This window comes from Paenibacillus sp. FSL R7-0026 (assembly GCF_038004485.1).
Taxonomy (GTDB): domain Bacteria; phylum Bacillota; class Bacilli; order Paenibacillales; family Paenibacillaceae; genus Paenibacillus; species Paenibacillus xylanexedens_A.
Window position 1 is genome coordinate 6,467,411 of sequence record NZ_JBBORG010000001.1, and the last position, 20,333, is coordinate 6,487,743.

Genomic DNA, 20,333 nt, shown 5'->3' on the forward strand with positions numbered 1-20,333 from the left:
TAGATACAGATCCGTACTTAATTTTTCAGAGTTGATTCGAGAATTGAAAAATTAATTTATAACCATCGAACGTTTGCCCGTACATCTCCCGATAGTTACCTTTGGTATAATTAGCCACTGTTTTTCGCCAGAAAGATTGGCCAATCTTATTTTTCTCCGATGGATTGGTGAACAACTCCCAGCTTCCTCTAAACATGCCGAAGATCATCGATGCCACGTGTTCCGCAACGCCTACACCTCGAAACGGCTGCATCAGAAAGAAATCATGTACAAAGAAATCCGTGCCTTGTGAGCAATATGGCGGAGTAACCACAAATGCAAAACCTGCCGGTAGGTCATCCACCATCATTAGGAACGGATAAAGACACTCCGGTTTTTCCCACCATATGTTCTGTACATCATACTGATCCTGTAACGTTTTATAATCCGGACTAGGTTCGAAAATGCCATGTTCATTCGGGGTATGCTCTCCACCCAGACCATAATGTCCAGATAGATCATGCAGGTATAGCGGGTACATATTTTTAATCACATACGCCTCGTCTTTATTCGTTAATTTCACTTCTATATGCATATTCACCAACCTTACCAGATGATTTGAAAACTTATTTCATGAACTCTCAACGCGCATCCTAATACCGTCAATTTAATTGTAAGCGCAGTTAATAACCTCGAATATGTAAAGAATCCTTAATAACCATTCTTTATTCTTACAGGAAAAAGCCACATTCGATTGTTCGAACATGGCTTCTATAGTTTCATCCCTTTTTGCAATACACAATTTTCTTGATGCTATCAATGGATAAACAGTATTGGTCCGCAAGCTGATCGATGGTTGTTCCGGCAGCAAAAAGCTGGCGGATCTCGTCGTTCCGCTCCCGGACAATCCTTCTGCCACCCGAGTTCTCGCCCCACTTCTTATGAGCATCCTTGGGCCTTGGAATATAGATCAGGCCACCAGAGATATGACGCTGTATTTCTTTGAGCAATTCTTCCGGGAAGATTGTATCCGCATTAATATATTTCACGTTGCTCCACTCCTTAAAAGTTAAAATCTTTAAGGCAGCAGAGTCGTAAGATGAACGCATTAGATATGCACTATAAGTATGGCGGAAAAGAATTTCAAGCTCTATGCAAACAACCGCCGTTGTTCATCACATGGACTCTGCATAGAGCGGGTCGTGAAACTTCTTATGAATCGAATCATGGTAGCCCCCCATTCAATCATATTCGTGCTGAAGAATTTTCAACTATCCATACCATAATAAGGTTTATTTTCCTTCATGGCAAAATCTACACATCAAATCTGTAATAAACCCCTGTTAATTCTTCTGATACGCTCCATAGCTTGTTTGAAATGTTAGCGTCATATAATTTTTCGATGATCTTAGCGCTCTTGGGATAGCCCTTAGTGCCGCCCATACCACTAGGAGCAATATACTCCCCTCCCTTGATCGTCGGATCTGCTGCAGCATATAAGGTAGGTAATGCCCCCATATGTGCCGGTTGACTAATGATTTTCAAAAGACTGCGCATGAATATATTGGTCTCTTTCCCCGAACCGAAGGAAAATAGATTGGTATGCGAAATTCCTGGATGAGCGGCGATACTCATGGAATCCATATGGGCGGAATTAAATTTATTCTGCAGCTCTCTCGCAAACATCAGATTGGCTAGCTTGCTTTGACTGTAGAACTTCATGGGATTATATCCTTTGGAGCCATCTAAATTATTAAAATCAATCGCACCATTATGAGCTGCCATACTACTTACAGTGACAACTCTCGATTTCGGAGTAGAGATCAATCGAGGCAATAGTAGACCCGTAAGCGCAAAATGGCCTAGATGATTACTACCAAACTGTAATTCAAAGCCATCTTTCGTCAACTGGAATGGAGGGTTCATAATTCCTGCATTATTAACGAGAATGGACAAAGAATCGTATTGCTCAAGAAAAGCAACTGCGAACTTACGAATACTAGCTAAATCGCTAAGGTCGAGCTGCATAACGATTACCTCTCCAGCTACTTGCACAGACGACTTTATTTTATTAGCTGCCTTTTCACCTTTTTCCAGATTACGAACTGCAAGGATAACTTTTGCGCCTTTTTCAGCCAACGCTAATGCCGTTTCATACCCTAACCCGCCGTTCGAACCTGTCACAATCACTACTTTATCGGATACAGTCGGGATGATGTCTTTAGTCCAAACTTCGCTCATTTGTCTACACACCTTTCCTATCTCTTCCTTGATACCCTAATATCCAGCGTTTGAAAGCTCTTATCCCCTACCATACTGACTTAAACTCCGTTCCAGCATCCCTCTAACCTGCTGTTGCAGTTCGAGCGGAGACACCACCTTCACTTCCGGCCCATAGGAGAGTAATTTCCGGGCTGTAAAAGAAAACTCCTCAGGCGGAACCAGTCCGCGCCATTCGTTATCTTGAACCGACTTGAACAACACATCTGACGCAGCAATCCTCGCTCCAAATTCCGTGAAATGCAGCACCACTTCTACGCTTGCTCTATCTTCTTTGGCATCTAGCCATGCCTTCAGACTGGGAACAGATTCATCCACCGATTCCATAACAGCCAACTGCTGCATGCGATCCACCCGATACAACAATACGCGATCCTTATTCCGGGCTGGCATGTACCAATGTCCCTGCTCATAGTAGATGCCATAGGGAAAGACTTGGAATTTTTTACGACCACTGCGGGCATGATACATAAATTCGATTTCTCTCTTTTCTACTGCTACACCCAATATCGCTGTTGTTAAAGGCTCGGAATGCCCACCGGGGTGCTGGACAAAGGTGATATGCTCTCTCATTCTCATAATCAGATCCTGTACATCTTCGGGCAAAGTAGAGAAATACTGCTCAGCCAGATGTTCACGCATCGATCCATACGGAAAATCCGGGACTTGCTGTAGATATTCCAGCATCATAAATAGCCCTAATGCCTCCTGCTGTGTCAGTTGAAGAGGTGGCAAAATCCGATTGGGCAACACCCGATATCCTCCGTTCACGCCAACTTCTGTGTACAAAGGAAAACCCAGCGCCTGCAATGCATCCAGATCTCGCTGAATTGTACGAACCGATACATCAAACCGCTCTGCCAGTTCCCGGGCAGTGAACTTCTGTCTGGAATCCATCAGGCGCATGATCGCCAATTTCCGATGATTCATTTATTCAACACCCTAACTACGTCAACTTTTGTCATAGTTAAAGTGTATCATACATTGTAGAAGGGAGCGATGAACATGTCTGATAACAAAACAATTTTGTACATTGCTATGAGTTTAGATGGATATATTGCAAGACTGGACGGTTCGGTAGATTGGTTATTTGATGTGGAGGGTGACGGAGGAGATAACGGGTATGCCGCCTTCTATCAGACGATCGGTAGCCTTGTTATGGGACGTCATACGTATGAAGAGGTGCTCACACTTTCTGAAGAATTCCCCTATGCGGATCGGCCAACATATGTGCTTTCTCGCTCAGAACAGCCGCCCGCTCCGCATGTACAGTTTACAACCGAGACGGTAGATACGCTCATTCCCCGGTTAAAGCAAACTTCTGATGGAGATGTGTGGATTGTGGGTGGCGGTATATTGGTTCAAGCTGTGTTAGCAAAAAAAATACTGGATGAGATTGAGGTTGCCATCATTCCCAAAATTCTTGGTGAAGGCATCCCCTTATTCCCGGCAGGCACGGTGCCAAGTCAATTTAAAATGCTCCGAACACAGACGCTCGGACAGATCATTTCGATCCGTTATGAGGTACAAAACAGCGACACAACGGATAAACCCTCGAATGCCTAGATAAGTAGAAAAGGAAAAAGACCACTCTTATGATAAAGGGACCTCATAAAGTTAGACACCATCTAACCATTGGGGTACTGTTCATGAAAGAGTGGTCTTTCTATTACCATGTTTCAAGCTATCCTAGCATGCCTCGCACATATTCCGCTAACACCTCTGCCGTCCTACGGTGAGATAACTCGCCTGGATGAGTACGCGCCCCTACCGTCTCTTCGGTTGTATCAGGAAGCTGGATGATTGAGACCTTGCGGTCTCCTGTCCCCTTCATATACGCATCAACCGCGCGGTAGATGGCAGGCATCATGGGAAAACCAAGCATGCCATAAGCCCATACGAGTTTTGCATCCGGATTGTTTTTCCGAAGTTTGAACAGGAACTGCTCCACTGCTTCCTCAAAAGCGGTCAGATCCTCTTCATGATACGTTCCGTCCTCGTTCAGCCGCTGCTTGTACACCTTGCCAGTGTCGGTATCTTTCCACTCAGGTGACTGAAATGCACCTCCATCATTGCTTCCCAGGTTCACGACTACCACATCCGGCTGCCATGAACCAAAATCATGCTGATCTCCTGCACCTAACGCTTCGTTACGTTCACCAGTAAGCAAGCCACAGACCTGTTCGTAATACTCAGGGATGTTCCCCTTTGGATTGTTATCCCAGCTTGTCAGCACACCCCAGCCACTTTGCGAGATGACCCGGTATTCTGCACTCAATGCCTCTGCTGTCATAAACGTATAATTATGTATGGCGCTGAACCACATCGGAATCCAATCTTCCTCCGCTTTCGCTCCAATCGCACCTTCGCCAGATGTAATACTGTCACCAATGAACTCGATCTTGTACGGTTTTTCCTGCACAGGCAGGAATGCTCCATCCGATTTCACCGCATGAATCTGCAAGGTACAACCCGGGTCACCACTCATCGCTTGAACATCCTTAACGATCCGAACATTCTTCACCACATCCGCGTTCATTCCCCGGAATACACAGACCCAGTATCTTCCCGCCGTTAACATCTGTCTGCTTACCGAAACACCGTTGATCAAAATGCTGATCCATGTCTCATAGATATCATATTGGGACTCTACCTCGATCCATAGTTCGGAGCCCCGTACATTGAGTTCAACTGCACTCCCGGTCCAAAATAACGTCAACGGCGATCGCTCTTGAGTTGTTCTGCCATGCACTTTAAGATTTCCGATCTCAGGCAGAGCATATACCTTTAAATTCTCATTAGATATCACGGTGCAAACCTCCTACGTTTGGCTCAGATTATAAGCAGGCTCTTTACATGCCTCGGATGTACACTTAACTGATATTATGCAACTTTTGAAGCGCTTCCTCTTTGTTTTTCAAAAAGAAAACATGCTTGCCATTGTTGCACTCATAGATGAAATCTCTCAGGCTCTTGCTGTTATGTCCTTCGAAATCTCCCACAATAGCAAGCTTAACATGATAGTTCACGTATTTCTGCAAAATCTCGCCTGCAAGCTTGGTTTTCAGTTCGAAGAACTCTTCCGTGATGTTCGATTTGTCGATAATGAGTTTATCAGCATCATCGCTATACCTTACCGAAGCCATCAAATCCAGTGCATCTTGAGCATTGTTGATGACGATGCCATTACTTTCAATAATGGCGATCTTGGAATTACCTTGCTGATCAATAGTTATGTTCATTTCACTTTCTCCTCCTCTGAACATCAGCTTTTGGTTAAGAGATAACATATCTCAGTTAATATTTAGTTATTTAGTTATTCATCTTTTCAATCGTCTCCATGTAGAACACATGCAGGAACTTTTTGATATTCACCTTGCCTTTGTCGCCTGCCTGATCTTCTTCCATGGCTCTCATCTTCATCCGTACATCCTGGAAGTCGAAGTAGAGGGGAGCATAATGTTCAAACTTATGGTTGCTATAATCGGTGAGTCCAATCGAGGCCATGTTTGTTAACGCGGCAATTACCGTTCTGCGAATGCGCTGTTCCATCGCCTTGCTCTCTTTCTCCACATCTTTGGGCGTAGACTTGTAAGTTTGGGCCACCGCTTCATAGGAATCCTTCAGTGGCGGCCACTCCGCGACCTGCTTCTGATCAATCGCATACTCCATGAGAGCCACAATATCCTTGCTACCACTTTCTCCGATGATCCCCAGATCCATCAGAATGCTTCTTGCCGCATCTCGCACCGTCCGACCTTGGGCAGGGGCCGGCGCTTCCACCAGATTCAATCGGGCCATCGACTGCTTGATCTCCAGCACGTAACGTTCATACTTCCACTGGTCATTCACTTTGCTGAGCACATGCTCCACTTCCACCCGATTAATCGGTTTATGAATGAAAAATTCAATTCCGTTCTGGTAGGCCGCCCCTACCATCTCCTTGTTCTCCACCTGAGAGATCATGATGAATTTCCCGGTATAACCGCCGTGCTTCAGTTTCGCTACCGTCTCAATTCCGTCCTGATCCGGCATCAGCAGATCAATCAACACCACATCAGGACACAGATCCATAATCATGCGTGCCCCTTCTATACCGCCCTCTGCCATGCCTGCAAGCTCGCCGATTCCACAGGATTCAATGATATCATGCAGCATACTCCGGCTTACCACATCATCATCCACTATCATGATAGAAAGTGTCATCGACATCGCCCCCCTTGATTAGATTCATTTTGGGAATAGTTATAGCAAATGTTGTCCCTGTCTCTCCCGGAGGCGCCGACTCTACCTTAATTTGTCCCGCCAACGACTGAACGATATCACGTACATGGGACAGGCCAATACCCGTCGCGGCAATGCCAACTTCATTGAATTTTGTTGTATAGCCCGGTTCGAAGATAACATCCCGTTTGGCTTCAGGTACGCCTTTTCCAGAATCCATCACGACGAAATGCACGTCATCTTCTTGCTCATATACATGAATTCGGACCGTCCCGTCATGCTCAATCGCTTCTACCGCATTGGCAATCAGGTTATTCATTACCGTGAGAAGAGGAATGTAATACGGAGACTCACAATCATATTGTTGCTCAATATCGATCTCGACCTGCTTATGCAGCATTTCGCTATATTTTCGGTTTGCTTTGCTGGCAAAGTTCAGCACTTCAGACAGGCTCATGTTGACTGCTTTTTCGTTATCATACAGCTTCAGCAGACCCGCTAGAATACGTTGTGAATCCTTCTTCACTTCATGAATCTGCTGAGCGATGCCCAGGGTGCGCTGACTGTATTGATTCATGTCCTGCTCCCGGAGATCGCGATATAGATCATAGCTGTCTGCCGTAATGCCTTCAATCGTATTCATCGCTTTCTTCAGGTAAAAGACCTCGCCATACAGACCCGAGTTCACACTCAGCATCTGCTCCATCCGCTTCTCCTGCTCTGCATGTAATAGCCTCATCTGCCTCACCGCAATGCTGTTATATAACCCAATCACAAAGTAACTTCGCAGACCACCTACCACAAGCAGATACAACCATTCCTTCATATAAAAGATATTGGTCCCGCTTAACATTCCGCGAAGAAGAAGCTCAACAAGATTAGAGGAGAAATCGATACATGTGATTAACCCGCCGAGCAGAAGAGGCTGCATCTCATGGAATCGATGCTTGAACTTGCTAAGCCCATAGGCAAAGACCACATAATACACACCTGCCCCCAGATTGTCCCGCATGCTTTCCAGTATGGACACCGTCTGTACATGATTGATGAGATCTGCTGACTGAAACAGCAAATTCGCGATGCCTGTCAGGATTCCTGTCTTTACATAAGACAAGTGTGGCATGATCATCAGCAGAAATAAAAGGATGCTAACCCCCAGCCCGATTCGGAAGTAATCTTCCCGGAACGGATTTATCTTGAATTGCGCCCCTACCGCAGTGGTAAAGGCAATGGCCGTCATCTGCACATTCTCATTTTTGACCCAATTGCGCATCGATCTTTTCACCCACTATAACAACGTTTAGCGCCCAATGCCGGAACCCGCGCTTCTAATGTTAAATATACTAACATATGAAAGAAGCATTAGAAATAATTAAAATTAGGGAATGAACACGCAAGCAGAACAAAAAGGCCGGAAGTTTTCACTTCTGCGGCCTTTTCCTTATACCTCATCCGGAATATCAAATGAAACCATCGTTCCCTCACCCGGCTCACTTACGATCGATAATCCCTGACCATACCGTTGCAGCAATCTGCGGTTTGTATTCACAATGCCTATTCCACCTTTTCCTCCTGGCGTAGCATGTAGCAGCTCTGCAACCTTCTCCGGTTCGATGCCTTTACCATTATCCTTCACCTCAATACGGGTATAACCCTCATGGCGAGTGATGGATAGACATAACGTACCGCCTACATTGCGGCTTAATAGTCCGTGTCTGACGGCATTTTCAATCAAAGGCTGAATTGATAGCGGCGGGAGAAGCAACGGAAGGTCCGGCTCTACGTTTAATACCACCGACAATCGATCTTCAAATCGTGTTTTTTCAATAAAAAGATAGGCTTCAACGAGTTCCAGCTCATATGATAATTTCACCAGTTCCCCTGTGTTGAGATAGTTGAAGCTGATCCGTAAATAGGATGAAAAAGCATCGCCAAGCTTCCGCATATGCTCTGTATCAATATCACTTAAAACCATAAGTGAATTCAACGTATTAAATAGGAAGTGAGGCTGAATCTGAGCCTGTAAATACGCGGCCTCCATGCGCAGTCGCTCTTGGATAGACTGATTTAGCATGGTCAATGCACGTATCCGATATTTCAGTTCCACCGCATCTACAGGCTTCGTGACATAATCATTGGCCCCCGACGCAAAACCGGTATATATATCCGGCGGCTGGCTTCGTGCAGTCAACAATAACACTGGAAGCTCAGACATCGAGAATTGTTCCCTCACCTTCTTGGTTAACTCATATCCGGACATATTGGGCATCATCACATCCGTAATGAGCAGATCCCACTGACGTGTGCCGAGCAATTCCATCGCTTCCTGACCCGAACCTGCTGTAGTTATATCATATGGTTCCGTCGAAAGAATGCTGACCAACACATCCAGATTCACCGGATCATCATCCACAGCCAGAATGGTAGCTCTCCCCTCTTGTAACAACGGAGCCATTTCTGCTGTCGCCAAGACTTCCGCGTCCCCCATACCTTGGCGGGGTAACAGGAATCCGCTAGGTGCATCTTCCATCATCTCGGCGGCCTGTTCCCATATCAGGGGAAGTTGTGACTGAGCCTGATCGGCGGCTTCATCCGCGAGTGGTAGATCGAAGCTGAATACCGAGCCCTTTCCGAGTTCCGAGCGTACCGTAAGTGCCCCGCCGTGCAGTTCTACCAGCTCTTTGCAGATGTTCAGTCCAAGCCCGATGCCTTGTCCATCACTGATTCCATACGACCCTTGTTCATATGGGAGGAAAATGCGCATCCGTGTATCCTCATCCATGCCAATGCCTGTATCGGTCACATGAATCAGAGCATGTCCTTCACGAATTTCGGCACTTACGGATATCGTTCCTACCTCTGTATGTTTAAGCGCGTTATGCAGTAGATTATACAAAATCTGAACAAGCCTTTCTTCATCAGCCATCACCTGAGGGAACGATTCCGGAATCTCCATATGAAGGTGGACTGGTTTGCGTTCTGCCATGAATTGCAGCATGGCGATAATGCCAGGCACAACCGACTGTATGGAAAGAGGACTCTGACGCAACACAATGCGGTGCTCCTTCAGTCGGACTACATCCAGTAGATCACCAAGGAGATGTGACATCCGGCGACCGATCGTAATCAGCAACTCCATATCCTCCAGGCTCCGTTCATCCAACCGGTTTTTCTCTCGGGTGACCACGTTGTGAGCGATGTTAATGATCCCGTGCAGTGGGGTCCGCAGTTCATGTGATGTATTTGCCAAGAACTGATCTTTAATTTTGTCGCCCTTCTGCAGCTCTGTATTCAGCTTCATATTCTCCCTGACATTCCTGAAGTATTTCTTGAACCAATAGGCAGAGAAGCCCGTAATCGCAAAGATGATGTCGATAGGATAATAGACAGTTGTCACATCTTTGGCTGTCTCGGCCACACTCCATATCAGGTTGGATGTAATGCCTCCTGCAGTAAGCAGCAGAAAAACAATATCCCGGTCCGCCTGTTTCCTGAAGATCATCGTTCCAACGATGTATAGAAACCAGATCATGGATACAAGAAAAAATAGGTTAATGACGTTGTAATGGATCATGGCATATGTAATATGAATGGGCACCACCACAATCACGGCCGTATAGATCAAGGTCATGACAACATGCCACTGTAGCCATGCCTTTCGTACATGAACCATCGTTAATCTCTGGAATAACAGAAGGATACAAGCATTTTGCAGCAACAATGAGATCAATCGAATTTTAATGCCCCAGGTATAATTAATTGGAAGCCATAACATCAATATATTGTCATGACCCATCGTAACCGTGATGCCAACAGATAAAGTTAATACGGCTCCAACCAGCAAGGAACGTTCCTGTCGATTAAATGCGTAAAGAATACAGGCATACATGCCGTGGAGGAGCATAACCAGAAAGGTGAGCATCTGAAAACCAATGGAATACCAACGCGAAAAATCAACAGCTGCCTGTGAACCAAAGCGAACAGGTTTGCTAATTCCGCCCAAATACGGGCTGTCGTAATTGGCTACACGAACCAATAGTTCAATGGAGGTTGTTCCTTCCTGATCATAGGTCGCTGTATATGAAGTGCTTCGGGGTATATATGTACTGCTATCCGCGGAGACCTCACCCATACCCCCGTCGTTGTATCCATTCATCTCAACCTCGGATGAACTTCGGATTCCCTTGAACCAGAAGGTAACAGGTGTCTGAAGCGGATCTGTCAAAATGCGCAAGCGATACGTTCCGTACCCGAACGAACTCTCTTGTTCCTGAATCCCTGCACTACCCCAGTCTCCTGGGACCTGAACACTCTTCGCACCGCCATTCCTCTTCGCAATATCTTGTTGGGTCAGCAACTCATCCGGGTAAAGTTCCCATTCCCCATTCAAGTACATGACAGGGGACTGATCCAGATCCACATCTCTCAAATCAAGCACCCCGTTAACGGCGCGATGCTCATCTACTGTGTTGAATATCTCTGACCATACCGAGCGCATGCCAATTAACACTCCAAAAATGATTAGCATGATGATCAAATATTTGTAACGGTCCATACGTTTCGTTTGAAGTAATTTCATTAATTATTTTTTCATGACTTTGGTTAAACCGAGCTTCCAGTCCTGATACCATTCGGTAATGTCCTCACTGATCGGTATCTCCAAATCTTGCTCCATTCTGGTGGTTAAGAGACGATACTGCTCCTCCACACCGAGATCGTTGTGCATTTCATCATATAACTTCATTAGCATAAAATAACTTTCTTCTTCATCCGGAAGCATATGCTGGATACGTTGTGTACACTCGACCACTTTTTCCGCCAGCCCATGCTGCTGGTAATACAGACTTAGTTGTCTCATATGATACAGCCACAGATAGCGTAATCTTTCCCGCTCAGGTTCAGCCCACATGTACTCATAATTGCCAAGATAGGTACCCTTATATAGATGAAGCGCTTGCTCATAGGCATGAACGGTACTTGCGTCTACGACTTTCCATTGCCTGAATTCCCGTTCCCACTGCTCACTATCCAACTGAGCCTCACCCAATTCGAGTCGATAGCCTGCCTCCAGGTGCCCACTCTGAATCGTGATCATATTCATATTGCAAGTTTTCAGGGTTTGGCGGACATGATAAATCGCAGTGTAGAGTTGGTGTGCCGTCTTCTCCTCTTCCATTCCCGGCCACAGAAGCTCCAGCAGAACACTGCGATGGATGACCTGGTTCCGGTGGTGAAGCAAGTATGCAAACAGCTCCTGCGCCTTGCTTGTACGCCATTTGGCAACCTGGATTTCCTTTCCTGGAAGCTTAAACTGAATCTGATTAAAACAGCAAATTAAAGGTACGTTTGTATCCTTTGACCGCTGTTCCCGTTTTACGCTCAGTTTCTCTCTTACGCGGCTCACCGTCTGCTTCAATCGATCCTTTTGGATGGGCTTCATCACATAGTCCAAAGCCTGTAGTTCGAAAGCATGGACCGCATATTGATCGTAACTGGTCACAAATATAATTTCGGTGCCCGGTGTTGCCGCCTGAATCTGTCTTCCCAGATCCATACCATCCATCTCCGGCATATGAATATCCAGAAACACAACATCAGGACGGTGCTCCACAATACCCGCCACAGCCTCTGTTGGATTCATATATGTAGCGATAATTTCAATGCCGCTTACTTCTTTTTCTAGTGATTTTTGAAGGCCTATCAACGCTAGACGTTCGTCGTCAACCAATATCACTTTCACAGGAGCTTCCTCCTCGACCCTGAGGTCTTGAGATTTATTTTCACTATTATATCATAGGCATTTTAAGTATTTAGGGTTCTTGGTTATCCATTTTTAATTTTTAGCAATTTAATTGTATAATACTAAACAGAAGACAGGTTATAAGATCCGGTCTTGGAAGAGAGGAAGGTACCATATGTCAGATGTTAATCAAAGCTTTGGGCAAACCCTTGTCAAATCATTAGTGGGGGAACGCGGTCATATCCGCATCGCCCGTGCTCTACCCGATATCGATGTCACACTTGCTACTCGTACGCACGATGCCATGCCATATACGATCTATCAGTTGGTGAAGCACATGCATTATTGGCAGCAATTCATGCTCGAACACTTGGAAGGACGCAAGCCACAGCTCCCTGCTAACGTGAGTGAAAGCTGGCCTGAAGAGAAGGGTCCACAGGACGAAGCGACGTGGAAGGCAGATATTCAGGCATTCTTGGATGGAGTTGATCAAGCCGTAGCCATTGCAGAAACTGCACAATTAGATGATCCACTGCTCTATTTCCCGGGTGAAACTAAAGCAGGACTTCTGCGCAATATCGCCTCCCATAACTCGTACCATCTAGGGGAGATTGTTCTGCTACGTCGCTTCTACGGCGCATGGCCGCCTCCAGGTGGCGGTTTCCCGGCGTAAACGATATTTACCAACAGATCTATTGAACGAATATACAGACACATCTAAGCTGTGAAAGGACAATTGTTCCTTTTACAGCTTCTTGTGGTTATAGGTAATTAACCTCCTTTGAAGTGCCAATTATAACGCTCATATCCTGCTCCAGGCTCATATATTACTTCAAAGTACGTATATGACTTTGAGGTGCGTACTTCTCATCCTTCTTTTTCTGACCCACAATATGAACAGAAGAAGAGAGGAGCATGTCCATTGAAACCCGAACAATCCGTTACCCGTTACACCGCACTTGTCATTGGTGCTGGAGGCGTCATTGGAAGAAACCTTATTGATTATCTGATGACACTTCCGCAATGGAATGTCATTGGTGTATCTCGCCGCGGAGGGGAAGATGCCCCCGGTTTACGTTATATATCAGCTGATTTACTGAACGAAGCAGACACACAAGACAAACTGAGTCATTTAACGACGGTTACGCATATTTTCTACGCCGCGTATCAGGATCGCCCAACTTGGGCCGAATTGGTACAGCCCAACCTAACCATGCTCGTCAATGTGGTGAATACCATCGAACCGATCGCTCCAAATCTCCAACATATTAGCCTAATGCAAGGTTATAAAGTGTACGGTGCACATCTGGGTCCTTTCAAAACACCTGCCAAAGAAACGGACGCATATCATATGCCCCCTGAATTCAATGTCAATCAGCAACAATTTCTCGAGGATCGGCAACCCGGAAGCAGCTGGACCTGGTCAGCTCTGCGCCCTTCTGTGGTATGTGGATTCGCCCTGGGTAATCCAATGAACCTTGCCATGGTTATTGGCATGTATGCGTCTATCTCCAAGGAGCTTAACTTGCCATTACGATTTCCCGGAAAACCAGGGGCGTATCATTCGCTTCTTGAAATGACTGATGCGACATTGCTGGCTCATGCAACCGTATGGGCAGCAACCGAACCTCGCTGTGCCAATCAGGCATTTAATATCACCAATGGTGATCTGTTTCGCTGGAATGAGCTATGGCCCAAAATCGCTGCGTTTTTCGAATTGGAAACAGCACCTCCACTGCAACTTTCACTTGCAACAGTGATGGCAGATAAAGAAAATCTTTGGAATTCCATGATTGAAAAGTATGGTTTGGTAAACACCCCTTATGACGATGTCTCTTCCTGGGAATTTGGTGACTTTGTCTTCTCGTGGGATTACGATTTCTTCGCAGATGGTTCCAAAGCTCGCCGCTTCGGATTCCATGATTTCATTGACACTGAGACTATGTTTATGGATATTTTCAGAAATCTACGTGATCGCAAGATCCTTCCGTAAATTAAACAAAATGCATAATAAGCCGATCCCTGAAATTCAGAGTCGGCTTATAAATGTCACTCAACGGTCCGTAGTAGTCGGAGGCTTAAACAGAATTTTTCCTCGATCACCATAAACATTCTCCACGTGTATATCGCCCCACCTACACATCAGATGAAGAATCTCTTTAAGACTCCACCCATACTCTGTTAACTCATACTCCACTTTAGGCGGGACCTGGTGATGGGAAATACGGACAATAACCCCCGCCTCCGTTAGTTCACCAAGTTGCTGAGTCAACACTTTCTGGGTAATAGCAGGGATCAGTTTCATCAGCTCACCATTACGTTTCTTGCCAAAGGTAAGATGGAATAGAATAACAGGCTTCCACTTTCCCCCGATCACTTCAAGAAAAGCTTCCACTGCGGTGTTATATACTTTGAGCGGTTCCTCCATATCACCTTCGGTCTCCTTTCCAGGCTATTGATCAATCTTCCCGATTCATCTTCTCAAAAATACGGACTAATTGCTCTCGATCCTCTTCGCTTAATTTCTGGAATAAATTCTTGCGCAGCTTCTGGCCCTCCAATATGGCTCTTCCGAGGACTTCGGCTCCTTTATCCGTAATGTTCAAATAAATAATGCGACGGTCCGCTTCATCTACCATTCTGACGACTAATTCCTTGGCTACCATCTTGTCAGATAAATAACTGAGTGTAGGCGGCGTGAATCCTAATTTTTTTGCAATATCCGAAGGTCGGCTTTTTCCATTCTGATGGAGATGGCTGAGTACAAGCACATGAGAGACACCGAGGTCCTCATTGAATGATTTGTTCCATTGTATGATCAATTTATTGGTGAAATTATCCATGTTGTGTATAAGCTCAAAAATGTTCTGTTCTTCCATTAGATCCTCCTCGAAAAAATAAACAACAGCCCTAATTCAACTTAAGGGCTGTCATCATTTTACACGCTATTGGGCTGAGTAGCCACCATCGATCACCAGTTCAGATCCTGTAATGTACGAAGAATCATCCGACGCTAGGAACAACGCGGCTTTGGCAATATCGATAGCCTGGCCCAGACGCTGTAAAGGCGTTGCATGAATTAATCGTTCAAGCAGTTCTTTTGATGTGTTCAAGGATTGGGTCATAGGTGTTTCAATGATCCCAGGAAAAAGAGCATTCACCCGAATACCTTGACGTCCGAAGGTGGTCGCAGCGGCTTTGGATAATGCACGTACCGCGCCTTTAGATGCCGAGTAATGGTTAAAGCCTTGTCCAATCAAAGCAGTGTATGATGAGATATTGACGATGGAACCTTTCTTCTGGGCTGCCATATAAGGAGTGACATGTTTCATGCCAGCGAATGGGCCAAAACCATTAATGGAAAGCATTTTCTGCCAATCCTGTGCATTGATTTCCTCAAATGGTTTCTCCGAAGAAATGCCTGCATTGTTGACCAGAATGTCAATTTTTCCAAAACGTTCATTCAATACTTTCGCCAGTGCCTTCCAACCTTCATCGGAAGATACATTCAACTTCATTCCGTACACATTCTCTTTTTGGCTGGCTCTCTCCAGTGCTTCCTCATTAATGTCTGCTGCAATGACGATGGCGCCTTCCTGTGCAAAAAGATCAACCATGCCCTCCCCGATTCCCGAGGCTCCGCCAGTAATAATAGCTACTTTATTATCTAATTTTCCCATGTAAAATGCTCCTAACGTATTTTATTTATTTGTAAGTAACTAGGGCTACTTTGTCTTTCATTCTTAACATGATGCGTAAGCCCCTTTCTTGAAGAAACCAAGGTATTTAGACATGAAATATTTAGATGACTAATTATTATATGTCTAAATACTAGCAAAGTAACTGCCTTAATGCAACGAGTACAGCTCTATATACTTATTTTGGATATCTTAGCGAAGCTAACGCAGTTGAAAAAAAGCTCGGTTTAGGCGACATTTCCGACTTATCCCACATAACTAGGCAACAAAAAAACTGCATCCGTCATTACGGATGCAGCCTTTTCAACGTTTCGTATCAAGAGAAGCTCATACCCTTACTTACAGTGAACCTTCAAGGTTTGCAGGTTGATTTTCCTCATTCAACAGACCTTGAATAAAGGTTTCAAAATTGGGCGCAAGCCAAGTGATCTTGTAGCTTTCATTTTTGTCCACATGAACAACCTCGGGCTCACCAGCATTGCCGGATTCACGATAATCCAGCATCACGATCTCCGAATCGGAAGGGCACTCACAGATAACAACACCGATTTCGGGGTAACCCCCCTGCTCGATGATAAATCGGCTGCCAGCTTCACCACCTAACGAATGTGCTTTCTCCCGCCCAATACCCAATATACCCGCGACCTCAACGCGGACCTTCTTGGCAGCCTCTGCTTGGCTAACAGGATAATACCTATAGTGGGGAACACCACCATTATGTAATTTCATCATGTTTATATAGGATGTTGGCAGCTTGAACACCAACTGCTCCTCCATTGACTCGATCTGTCCATCAGTAGGTGGGGCCAGCACATATTGATCCACGGCTTCAGCACTATCATTCCAAAAACCCGTTGGTTCCATACGGCTAACACTAACAGGTGCGATTGAGATTTCAGAGACTGTAGGAACATTATCCACGGGCTTCTCTGCGGATACCTCTGTGGGTTCCTCTGCTGTCTTGCTTCGAATCCATTCCAGAAACTCCAACGTATCTTCATCGTCAGGCTCCAATTGATCCGCTCTTTCGAATGCTTGCAGCGCATGAGCGTATTGTTCCAGATAATAATAAGCCAGTCCAATCCGATAATGCCAAAGTGGGTCGCCTGTGCCCTCTTTAGCAACCGTCAGGAATTGTTCAACCGCTTCTTCATACTGTTCCAAGTTATTTAACGCTCGTCCCAAATGGTTAACCAGCTCATAATCTCTTTCTTCCACAGGAATTGCTTGAATTGCATCTACAATTTCCTGAAATTCATCTTCTTCATGCCACTCTTGCAATTGAACCAACAGATCGTCTCTCATTCTCTTTTCCTCCCCGTTCATTCACTCATGATTACGTATTGAAAATTATACCACTATCCGGATCACCATCTCCAGCAAAGCAAGATCCTTAGGGATATCATGAATCAATATCTTTTCATTTCGGATGACAAAGCTAAAAGAGGTAACCTGAACCTAGTTAAGAAAACCAGGCAGGCTACCTCCTATATTCCTTCCACTATATTGAATTCTTAATTCAATTCAGCAACTCAACACAATCGTAGACCCAACCTGCACTTAACCAGTTACCCAAGTCACTGGAACCACTGATCGGCGTAATCGTGATAGTGTTGGAACCATTGACGAAGTAGGATGCTGGAACATTCCAGCTAAAGGTTGTGTTGTTCCCACGATACGTACCAATGGTGAAGCTACGAGAATTGGGCTGTGAAGACGCGGCAGGATTAGTTAATGCATGTCCATTAACCGTTACACTCGGTCTGCCATTATTGTAGGCTGCGGTAATCCCGATATTGAGCATATGAGAAGATGCCGCTTGAGATGCATTCAAGTTAAACGTTATTGTGGTTGGAGAATTCTGACCACGGAACTGGATTGCTGGGAATCGATTGGTCGCGCTACCGGTAGCGTAGGTGACAGGCCCCCAGCTTGGGTTACGACTATCGGACGGGTGACGGATCGGAATTGTCTGTCCATTCAGGAACTCCCGTGGTGTACCATCCCAGTTACCGATACGCCAGATGCTGGAGGCTTTACTCGGATCATTGTTGATCGTACGCGTATTCAGTGTCGTCGTTTGGCCTGCCGTGATATTAACCGTTTCCGTATATACCGCCAGTTCCCCTTTATAGGCTGTCATGGTGTATGTCCCCGGGATCATGCTGTACTTGGCTGCCGCCCCACTTGAAGACGTCCCCACCCAATACTGGGCGTTGCTATTGGCGAACCCAATTGTATATGCATAACCCGTATCCATCCCGGAGAGACCATTAAGCACCACGTTCCCCCGACTGGATACCCACCCCTGCAGATTCAGACCAGACATCCAGCTGAAATCGGGTACACTCGGCGTACCACCTGTGGTGAAGATCAAAGCATACGGCCCATGCAGACCCAGGCGCCAATTTTCCGTCTGTGCATGTCCCGAGTTCATATAATTATATACTTCCGTCTCTGTTCCACTTTGAAACTGGATGTCCCGGAAGAATGGACCACCCGAGCTTTTTTCCCGATTGCCGTAGGCCATAAATACACCGACGCCATTCCCCGTCACCCCACGAACGGATAAGTCTTTGGCCTGATCATTACCATAATATTTGGAGGCCGACTGTCCATTTGCAAACCCGAATACATCCTGACTTTCAATCGCTCCAGTGTTGCCCCGGTTGTTAGAATTCGCCGGAACACCTGTCAACACACTACCATTACCGCGGAAAATGTATCGCAGCTCCCCGATCGAAGGTTGAGCCGTGATATGCGTTGCCATGTATATGATGTTCTCCCCACCACGCGAAGCATAATAGTGAGTCAATGTGTTGGTGGAAACGGTAATTAGCACCGTTGAACCCGAAGGTGACTTATTCCACGTTACATTGGCCGAGGAGCCCAAACCTGAGCCAATATGCGACCCTCTGTTGCTGTTCAGCTCCGTACCGTTCATTTTGGCCGAGATAATATCTCCATTGGTTTTGTTCACCACATAGACTAATCCTGATCCGGTGTTTACTTCAATTCTGGAGCCGTTATCGGTCACATTAATAGTTGCCGCGTGTCCAGTAGATGCAGGGTATACAGCAGCTGTTGCGATCATAACGATGATTAAAAACAAACCAAGCGCCTTTCTCCCTATACTTTTGGTCATGAGTAAATCCCTCCTTAGAACTCATATAATAAAGCGCTTACATTATAATGTATAATAATTGACACTTCCGTCTCATATCGATATGTCTGCTATGCGGGCATGTCCATAGTCACTGAAATGTTATGTCTGCGTGCGTATAGAATAGAGTCATCACTTCATGCAAACCTGATCTCGCCACCCCCTTTTTAAATCACTCTTCTACGTACAAGTATTCTTACAATTCCAATAAAATAATACCATTATATTACATAAATTTGCAATGAAAACGGCTCGTATATACGATAGCAAATTCTGAAAACAAAAAACGCAGCTTCAAAAGCTGCGCCCGCAGATACCAAGCTAGAGACAGTATCATCTCTTCCGAATAGGTATCCATATCTCACTTCTATATTGCTCTACAGTAACATCCTTGTGCTCATTCCATAATATTTCCGGACCCTCACTCAGCTCATAGTCCGATGAAGGAAACCACTCTGCGTAAATCCGGCCCCATATCTCCTGAAGCGTCCTTGGAAACGGACCAACGACCGTAAATACGGCCCACGTCGAAGCAGGAACCTCCAGCTGTTCCAGGCCTTCAGGCGTCTCTTTTGTCGTTGCTGCACCAATGTAATGATCCAGTTCTCCCTGTTCCGCCATACGTCCCTCACTGAAATGGGCTGAAGCACTGATTAAGCCCAGAGGTTGGACGTTCGATGCCCCCTTGATCGAATCAATCAACTCCGGTGTAAGACTCTGGTACATCGCAGCGATCTCCGGATTGACCCCGTTGAATACGATTGGCACCCTTTTTCGAATACCCACGATTCGAAACGCCTCTTTATCTTCAATACGGTAGTTCATTTCGCTTCCTCCTTGAATGGTCAGTTGAAATGTCATCCGTGGGAAGGCTTTAAGGGATGGACCATGGTTTCGCGCTTCGGAGGGCGTAGTTCCATGCATGCTTTGAAAAGCACGCGAGAAAGAATCCGGCGATGTATACCCGTATTTTAGTGCAATATCAATGATTTTGCTGTCACTGTGGCTTAACTCCATGGCTGCAAGTGTCAAGCGGCGACGTCGAATATATTCCGAGAGCGTTACACCACTAAGAAAAGAGAACATGCGTGTAAAATGATACTCCGAGCAGCAGGCAATCCGGGAAATTTCCTTCATGTCCACGACATCCATCAGATGCTCCTCAATATGATTCAAGGCTTCATTTAACCGCCTGAGCGTATCCATATCATCCCTCCCACGTTAATTCAAGCTTAGCAAAGTCATTCTC

The 20,333-nt window shown here is 45.6% G+C and carries 19 protein-coding genes; 3 read left to right on the top strand and 16 right to left on the bottom strand.

Annotation, left to right across the window (positions count from 1 at the left end; translation table 11 throughout):
* Positions 1-25: 25 nt before the first annotated feature.
* The 4 genes from MKY44_RS28310 to MKY44_RS28325 form a co-directional block, all read right to left on the bottom strand.
* On the bottom strand, positions 26-574 hold the full coding sequence (locus MKY44_RS28310; RefSeq protein ID WP_341009633.1) for a hypothetical protein: 549 nt from the start codon (positions 572-574) through the stop codon (positions 26-28).
* A 184-nt stretch (positions 575-758) separates the two neighbouring features.
* Positions 759-1,028 (bottom strand): CD3324 family protein, encoded by a 270-nt coding sequence (locus tag MKY44_RS28315; protein ID WP_036611734.1) that lies wholly within the window; start codon positions 1,026-1,028, stop codon positions 759-761.
* A 265-nt stretch (positions 1,029-1,293) separates the two neighbouring features.
* A complete protein-coding gene (locus MKY44_RS28320; protein WP_341009634.1) occupies positions 1,294-2,220 on the bottom strand; it encodes an oxidoreductase in 927 nt (308 codons plus the stop codon).
* A gap of 60 nt (positions 2,221-2,280) precedes the next feature.
* Positions 2,281-3,189, bottom strand: a complete 909-nt coding sequence (locus MKY44_RS28325; RefSeq protein ID WP_341009636.1) for a helix-turn-helix transcriptional regulator — start codon at positions 3,187-3,189, stop codon at positions 2,281-2,283.
* Positions 3,190-3,258: 69 nt separating this feature from the next.
* Here MKY44_RS28325 and MKY44_RS28330 point away from each other — a divergent pair, with 69 nt between their 5' ends.
* Complete coding sequence (locus MKY44_RS28330; protein ID WP_341009637.1) at positions 3,259-3,825, top strand: dihydrofolate reductase family protein; 567 nt, start codon at positions 3,259-3,261, stop codon at positions 3,823-3,825.
* A gap of 118 nt (positions 3,826-3,943) precedes the next feature.
* Here the strand turns inward: MKY44_RS28330 and MKY44_RS28335 are convergent, their stop codons facing one another.
* From MKY44_RS28335 to MKY44_RS28360, 6 genes are all read right to left on the bottom strand, one after another.
* Complete coding sequence (locus tag MKY44_RS28335) at positions 3,944-5,068, bottom strand: SGNH/GDSL hydrolase family protein (protein ID WP_341009638.1); 1,125 nt, start codon at positions 5,066-5,068, stop codon at positions 3,944-3,946.
* Positions 5,069-5,132: 64 nt separating this feature from the next.
* Positions 5,133-5,501, bottom strand: a complete 369-nt coding sequence (locus MKY44_RS28340) for a DUF4180 domain-containing protein (protein WP_341009640.1) — start codon at positions 5,499-5,501, stop codon at positions 5,133-5,135.
* Between the two features lie 70 nt (positions 5,502-5,571).
* Positions 5,572-6,465, bottom strand: a complete 894-nt coding sequence (locus tag MKY44_RS28345; RefSeq protein ID WP_341009642.1) for a response regulator — start codon at positions 6,463-6,465, stop codon at positions 5,572-5,574.
* Positions 6,437-7,756 (bottom strand): ATP-binding protein, encoded by a 1,320-nt coding sequence (locus tag MKY44_RS28350; RefSeq protein WP_341009644.1) that lies wholly within the window; start codon positions 7,754-7,756, stop codon positions 6,437-6,439. Before MKY44_RS28350 ends, MKY44_RS28345 begins: the two co-directional genes overlap by 29 nt.
* 168 nt (positions 7,757-7,924) lie before the next feature.
* Positions 7,925-11,062 carry a hybrid sensor histidine kinase/response regulator gene (locus tag MKY44_RS28355; RefSeq protein ID WP_341009646.1) on the bottom strand — a complete coding sequence of 1,046 codons (3,138 nt, stop codon included), beginning with the start codon at positions 11,060-11,062 and terminating at the stop codon, positions 7,925-7,927.
* A 3-nt stretch (positions 11,063-11,065) separates the two neighbouring features.
* Entirely contained in the window at positions 11,066-12,223 is a 1,158-nt protein-coding gene (locus MKY44_RS28360) for a response regulator (protein WP_341009647.1), read from the bottom strand.
* A 175-nt stretch (positions 12,224-12,398) separates the two neighbouring features.
* Between MKY44_RS28360 and MKY44_RS28365 the strand changes: the two genes are divergently transcribed.
* Positions 12,399-12,896 carry a DinB family protein gene (locus MKY44_RS28365; protein ID WP_341009649.1) on the top strand — a complete coding sequence of 166 codons (498 nt, stop codon included), beginning with the start codon at positions 12,399-12,401 and terminating at the stop codon, positions 12,894-12,896.
* A gap of 249 nt (positions 12,897-13,145) precedes the next feature.
* Positions 13,146-14,216 carry an SDR family oxidoreductase gene (locus MKY44_RS28370; RefSeq protein ID WP_341009650.1) on the top strand — a complete coding sequence of 357 codons (1,071 nt, stop codon included), beginning with the start codon at positions 13,146-13,148 and terminating at the stop codon, positions 14,214-14,216.
* Between the two features lie 60 nt (positions 14,217-14,276).
* Here the strand turns inward: MKY44_RS28370 and MKY44_RS28375 are convergent, their stop codons facing one another.
* From MKY44_RS28375 to MKY44_RS28400, 6 genes are all read right to left on the bottom strand, one after another.
* Positions 14,277-14,651 carry a winged helix-turn-helix transcriptional regulator gene (locus MKY44_RS28375; protein ID WP_063565814.1) on the bottom strand — a complete coding sequence of 125 codons (375 nt, stop codon included), beginning with the start codon at positions 14,649-14,651 and terminating at the stop codon, positions 14,277-14,279.
* 31 nt (positions 14,652-14,682) lie between these two features.
* On the bottom strand, positions 14,683-15,102 hold the full coding sequence (locus MKY44_RS28380; protein WP_341009654.1) for a MarR family winged helix-turn-helix transcriptional regulator: 420 nt from the start codon (positions 15,100-15,102) through the stop codon (positions 14,683-14,685).
* Between the two features lie 66 nt (positions 15,103-15,168).
* Positions 15,169-15,903 carry an SDR family NAD(P)-dependent oxidoreductase gene (locus MKY44_RS28385; protein WP_341009656.1) on the bottom strand — a complete coding sequence of 245 codons (735 nt, stop codon included), beginning with the start codon at positions 15,901-15,903 and terminating at the stop codon, positions 15,169-15,171.
* A 357-nt stretch (positions 15,904-16,260) separates the two neighbouring features.
* A complete protein-coding gene (locus MKY44_RS28390) occupies positions 16,261-17,226 on the bottom strand; it encodes an SMI1/KNR4 family protein (RefSeq protein ID WP_341009658.1) in 966 nt (321 codons plus the stop codon).
* A gap of 214 nt (positions 17,227-17,440) precedes the next feature.
* Positions 17,441-19,066, bottom strand: a complete 1,626-nt coding sequence (locus MKY44_RS28395) for a rhamnogalacturonan lyase B N-terminal domain-containing protein (protein WP_341009660.1) — start codon at positions 19,064-19,066, stop codon at positions 17,441-17,443.
* Between the two features lie 351 nt (positions 19,067-19,417).
* Entirely contained in the window at positions 19,418-20,290 is an 873-nt protein-coding gene (locus tag MKY44_RS28400; protein ID WP_341009662.1) for an AraC family transcriptional regulator, read from the bottom strand.
* Between the last annotated feature and the right edge of the window lie 43 nt (positions 20,291-20,333).

What these genes read in the sequence shown, in the direction of transcription:
- MKY44_RS28310 (WP_341009633.1), bottom strand. Translation starts at nt 574, where the DNA reads ATGCATATAGAAGTGAAATTAACGAATAAAGACGAGGCGTATGTGATT.
- MKY44_RS28320 (WP_341009634.1), bottom strand. Translation starts at nt 2,220, where the DNA reads ATGAGCGAAGTTTGGACTAAAGACATCATCCCGACTGTATCCGATAAA.
- MKY44_RS28325 (WP_341009636.1), bottom strand. Translation starts at nt 3,189, where the DNA reads ATGAATCATCGGAAATTGGCGATCATGCGCCTGATGGATTCCAGACAG.
- MKY44_RS28330 (WP_341009637.1), top strand. Translation starts at nt 3,259, where the DNA reads ATGAACATGTCTGATAACAAAACAATTTTGTACATTGCTATGAGTTTA.
- MKY44_RS28340 (WP_341009640.1), bottom strand. Translation starts at nt 5,501, where the DNA reads ATGAACATAACTATTGATCAGCAAGGTAATTCCAAGATCGCCATTATT.
- MKY44_RS28345 (WP_341009642.1), bottom strand. Translation starts at nt 6,465, where the DNA reads ATGACACTTTCTATCATGATAGTGGATGATGATGTGGTAAGCCGGAGT.
- MKY44_RS28350 (WP_341009644.1), bottom strand. Translation starts at nt 7,756, where the DNA reads ATGCGCAATTGGGTCAAAAATGAGAATGTGCAGATGACGGCCATTGCC.
- MKY44_RS28355 (WP_341009646.1), bottom strand. Translation starts at nt 11,062, where the DNA reads ATGAAATTACTTCAAACGAAACGTATGGACCGTTACAAATATTTGATC.
- MKY44_RS28365 (WP_341009649.1), top strand. Translation starts at nt 12,399, where the DNA reads ATGTCAGATGTTAATCAAAGCTTTGGGCAAACCCTTGTCAAATCATTA.
- MKY44_RS28375 (WP_063565814.1), bottom strand. Translation starts at nt 14,651, where the DNA reads ATGGAGGAACCGCTCAAAGTATATAACACCGCAGTGGAAGCTTTTCTT.
- MKY44_RS28380 (WP_341009654.1), bottom strand. Translation starts at nt 15,102, where the DNA reads ATGGAAGAACAGAACATTTTTGAGCTTATACACAACATGGATAATTTC.
- MKY44_RS28385 (WP_341009656.1), bottom strand. Translation starts at nt 15,903, where the DNA reads ATGGGAAAATTAGATAATAAAGTAGCTATTATTACTGGCGGAGCCTCG.
- MKY44_RS28390 (WP_341009658.1), bottom strand. Translation starts at nt 17,226, where the DNA reads ATGAGAGACGATCTGTTGGTTCAATTGCAAGAGTGGCATGAAGAAGAT.
- MKY44_RS28395 (WP_341009660.1), bottom strand. Translation starts at nt 19,066, where the DNA reads ATGACCAAAAGTATAGGGAGAAAGGCGCTTGGTTTGTTTTTAATCATC.
- MKY44_RS28400 (WP_341009662.1), bottom strand. Translation starts at nt 20,290, where the DNA reads ATGGATACGCTCAGGCGGTTAAATGAAGCCTTGAATCATATTGAGGAG.